The organism is Actinomycetes bacterium (assembly GCA_036510875.1).
GTDB lineage: Bacteria > Actinomycetota > Actinomycetes > Prado026 > Prado026 > DATCDE01.
Genome location: DATCDE010000030.1, coordinates 1 through 3,523 on the forward strand (window position 1 = coordinate 1; position 3,523 = coordinate 3,523).

Below are 3,523 nucleotides of genomic sequence, written 5' to 3' on the forward strand. Positions count from 1 at the left end.
TACGACGGCACGACCCCCGTCCCGCTGCTGATCCTGCTGCACGGATACACCACCACCGGTTCCCAGATGGACTCCTACTTCTCGATGCAGGCCGTGGCCGAGCACTACGGCTTCCTCTACGTGCACCCAGACGGCACCAAGGACGCCACCGGGTCGCAGTTCTGGAACGCAACCGACGCATGCTGCAACCGGGACGCCAAGCCGGTCGACGACTCGGCCTACCTCGCCGGGATCATCCAGGACGTCAAGACGCGCTACCGCGTCGACCCGGCCCGTGTGTATCTGTTCGGGGTGTCGAACGGGGGCTTCATGGCCTACCGGATGGCATGTGACCATGCCGACACGATCGCGGGCATCGTCAGCATGGCGGGGGCCACCTACCTCGACGCGAGCCGGTGCACGCCGTCGCGGCCGGTTAGCGTGCTGGAGATCCACGGGACGGCGGACGAGACCGTCCCCTACGGCGGCGGCGAACTCTTCGGTCCTGCCTTCCCGTCGGCACCGGAAACGGTGGCGCAGTGGGCTCGCTTCGACGGCTGTGTCGCGCCCCGGGCGCCAACCGGGCGTCGGCTCGACCTCGCCCTCGACGTAGCCGGTGCCGAGACGACCGTCTCGGCGTTCGGTGGCTGCACGCGCCGCACCGCGGTAGAGCTGTGGACGGTCCAGGGGGTCGACCACATCTTCTCGTTCACGGACGCGCTGGTGCCCGACGCCGTCGACTTCCTCCTCGCCCACCCGCAGCGCTGACCAGGCGATGTTCGGGTCCTGAAGCGGGCCGGCCGACTGCGAGGATGGTCAGCGCATCACCGCCATGGGATTCGACTCATGACTCGCCCACGGGCCGCTGAGGTCGCACGCGGAGTGATGCCGTTAGCGTGCGCCGCTGAGGCTGCGCGAGGAATGCCGTTCGCGTTCTCACACGGGAAACTGCAGCGCACGCGTAGCGTCCAACGAACGCTTGATCGGGCCGGAGGTGCACATGAGGAAGGCTGCGGCTGCCCTCCTGTTGTACCTCCGGGTTCTCCGGGCCCCCGGCGCCATGTCCACACTCGGGAGGACGAGGCCATCTATTTCGTGGAGGGCGTGTTGACGGTAGAGGTTGGCGATCACAGGTTCGAGGCGGGCCCGGAGGCCCTGGTGTGGCTGCCCAGGAACGTCCGCACCTCTTTGCCAACCTGTCTGACGGTGCTGTGCGGACCGTAGGCGTGATCACCCCCAGTGGGCTTGAGGGCATGTTCGCCGGGCAGGCGCTGTACTTCAGCCAACTCCAAGGGTCTCCAGACCCCGAGGTGCTGACCGCGATGCTCGTGAAGTACGGCGTCCAGCCTGTCGAAGGGCCTCCACTGGTGTAGCGCTGAAGGCGTGGTCGCTAGATCGAGCGGGCGTTGTCAACGTGGTCGTTGACGACGAAGTACGCGACCCGGTCGGGTCCTTTCGAAGCGACGCCCAACTCCTCACGGCGTGCCGACAGCGCCGCGGCGGACCGTGGTTCGGCGTCCATGTCGTCCAAGACAGCGACGGACACGTAGCCGGGACCACCGTCGGCCGGTGCGGCGTGGTAGGCCGCCTGAACTCCGTCCACACCCTGCAGAGCGGCGGTGATCCACTCACGCCCGACGGGCGAGGTCTCATCGAAGTACGCGATGCGGATGATCATGACTCTCCTCAATTCATTGAACTAGTCACCTAATGACTAATTGGACGGTAAGGTGGGGTTGTGTCCGACGTCAACCCCAAGCGCGCCTACGCCTCAGCGGTCCGGCAGGAGACCGCACGACAGACCCGACAGCGGATCCTGGACGCCGCGCGGGAACTGTTCCTCTCCCGCGGCTACGTCGCCACGTCGGTGGACGCCATCGCCAACGCCGCGGGCGTCGCCAAGCCGACGGTGTTCACAGCCGTCGGCAGCAAGCGGGTCGTGTTGGAACGACTGCGTGACCTCGCCTTGGCAGGCGACGACGAACCCGTGCCCGTCGCGCACCGACCCTGGTATCGGGAAGCGCTCGAGGCATCAGACCCCCACCGGGTCCTGCGGCTCCACGCCCGCAACGTCACCCGCATAGCGCAGCGAGTCGCCGCCCTGGACCTGGTGCTGGAGCGGGCCGCTGGCGCCGATCCCGACCTCACCGAGGTCTGGGGTAGAGCCGAACAGTCCCGTCGCATCGGCGCCGGCTACATCGTCGACGCCGTCCGGCAGACGAGCAGGCTACGACCCGGGCTCACCCGAGAACGAGCGATCGACATCCTCTGGACCCTTACTGGCACGGGCATCTACGACCGACTGACTGTCCAGAGCGGATGGTCTAATGCCCGCTACGAAACCTGGCTCGCCGACCTGTTCACGTCCCAACTGCTGCCCATGCCCACACCCCCGACGCCCTGACGGCAGGTCGGCAGCACCTCGTGCAACCTATGCGCCAAGCACATGCGATCTCGACCAGTCCCCAGGCGGTATACACCGCAGGCCCGCACCTACCGATGACCGACTCTGGCAGGACGCGGATCAGTTTTCGGTCGTTGGGCCAGATGCACTGCCGTGCCTCGAACTGCAACGCCTGCTGCCACGACTGGCGCATCACGTATGCGCGGGTCGATCGCCGGAGGGGTGCGCGCCCGGACGTTCCTCCCCATACTGAGATCACGATGAGGGCTCGGTCTCAGCTGGCGGCCATGCCGCTCATCCACCGGTTCGCGAGCGTCGGCTTCGCGCTGGCGTTTCTGCTCGGTGGTCTTGTGGGGCTGCTCCTCGGTCTGCTCGCCCACCCACCGACTGCGTGGTTCGCGGTGCTCGAGGTGGGGCTACCCGCCGGAGTCCTCGGCGCAGCCTTCGGTGCCCTCACGGGAATGATCACCGGCACCCTCAGAGGGTCAACCACCGCTGATCAGGCACCGCCCAGGGTTGGGGCTGCATCGCCCCGTTGACCCATCAGGGCGAGCTCGGGGTCGGCACGCTCCTCCTTCGGTCGAGTCCGACAGGGCTTCACCGAACCTACGTGCCGATCTCGGTCGCTCCTCACCCGGTGTTGAGGGCCAAGGCCTGATCGACTCGGTGATCACGACCAGCAGGATTACGGCGGGCACGAGCCATCGCCGCCATCCCCGACGGTCGTAGTGCGTCAGCCCCTGGGCGGCCTAGATGGCCTGGCCGTTGGGGGTCGTGTTCGGAAACCGGCTCACCAGACCAGCGGTGAAGCGTCAACGCATCGATGTGCCGATTGCGGAATGTCAACACGTGCGGTGCGAGCGCCGTCAGGCCTGGCTTGGCGTCCAAACGTAGCGAGCGTCGGGCTCGTGCTCCTCGTTCCTGTCTCCGTTGGTGAGTTCGGCAAGCTCGAAACCGTGTCGCTCGTAGAGTTGCCGTGCTCCAACGTTCTTCTGGAACACCCACAGTTGCAGCCCATCGGGACACCGGTCCATTGCGCATTTCAGGAGCGCCGTGCCTACCCCACGGTTCTGCACCGTGCGATGTACCCACAGGTGCCTGAGGAACCCGTCGCCGAAGCCGGCGAAGCCCACGACGCGA

The 3,523-nt window shown here is 66.8% G+C and carries 6 protein-coding genes; 4 read left to right on the forward strand and 2 right to left on the reverse strand.

Annotation, left to right across the window (positions count from 1 at the left end):
* Together VIM19_01855 and VIM19_01860 are read left to right on the forward strand one after the other, a co-directional pair.
* On the forward strand, positions 1 to 747 hold a 747-nt coding region (locus VIM19_01855), incomplete at its 5' end, for a PHB depolymerase family esterase (GenBank protein HEY5183656.1).
* A gap of 458 nt (positions 748 to 1,205) precedes the next feature.
* Positions 1,206 to 1,352 (forward strand): hypothetical protein, encoded by a 147-nt coding sequence (locus tag VIM19_01860; GenBank protein HEY5183657.1) that lies wholly within the window; start codon positions 1,206 to 1,208, stop codon positions 1,350 to 1,352.
* A 17-nt stretch (positions 1,353 to 1,369) separates the two neighbouring features.
* On the opposite strand, the gene VIM19_01865 is transcribed toward VIM19_01860, so the two are convergent.
* Positions 1,370 to 1,657, reverse strand: coding sequence for a hypothetical protein (locus tag VIM19_01865; protein ID HEY5183658.1), 288 nt, complete (start codon positions 1,655 to 1,657; stop codon positions 1,370 to 1,372).
* Positions 1,658 to 1,717: 60 nt separating this feature from the next.
* On the opposite strand from VIM19_01865, the gene VIM19_01870 reads away from it, so the two are divergent.
* Both VIM19_01870 and VIM19_01875 read left to right on the forward strand, forming a co-directional pair.
* Positions 1,718 to 2,383 (forward strand): helix-turn-helix domain-containing protein, encoded by a 666-nt coding sequence (locus VIM19_01870; GenBank protein ID HEY5183659.1) that lies wholly within the window; start codon positions 1,718 to 1,720, stop codon positions 2,381 to 2,383.
* Between the two features lie 260 nt (positions 2,384 to 2,643).
* Positions 2,644 to 2,922 carry a hypothetical protein gene (locus VIM19_01875; protein ID HEY5183660.1) on the forward strand — a complete coding sequence of 93 codons (279 nt, stop codon included), beginning with the start codon at positions 2,644 to 2,646 and terminating at the stop codon, positions 2,920 to 2,922.
* Positions 2,923 to 3,249: 327 nt separating this feature from the next.
* On the opposite strand, the gene VIM19_01880 is transcribed toward VIM19_01875, so the two are convergent.
* Positions 3,250 to 3,523 (reverse strand): GNAT family N-acetyltransferase (locus VIM19_01880; GenBank protein ID HEY5183661.1); only part of this gene is annotated, 274 nt, incomplete at its 5' end.